Source organism: Psychrobacter sp. CAL346-MNA-CIBAN-0220, from assembly GCF_040309805.1.
Classification (GTDB): Bacteria; Pseudomonadota; Gammaproteobacteria; order Pseudomonadales; family Moraxellaceae; genus Psychrobacter.
Genome location: NZ_JBEOPF010000707.1, coordinates 1 through 238, shown reverse-complemented (window position 1 = coordinate 238; position 238 = coordinate 1). Strand labels below are relative to the sequence as shown.

Sequence of the window (238 nt, the reverse complement as noted above, 5' to 3'; positions counted from 1 at the left end):
TCTTCCACCTGAATCTGGCAAAGTGACTACGATAGATTTCAAAAGCTATAAATTAGATGAAACATCATCTAGCTATGTTGGAGACCCTGTTCTGACAAGGAAAGCGTATAAAGCATACATAGAAAAAAAGAGGGTAACACCATCAAATAGTTTTCAGCTGACAGGAGGCTTAGCTAACGTCGCAATTGCCTTACATGCAAATATAGGAGATCAATTTCAAATCGTCGGAGTCAATGAA

1 protein-coding gene is annotated in these 238 nt (G+C 38.2%); it reads left to right on the top strand.

Annotated features, from left to right (window positions below):
* Positions 1–238: hypothetical protein (locus tag AAEY88_RS15405; RefSeq protein ID WP_350563792.1), on the top strand; the 238-nt coding region annotated here is incomplete at both ends.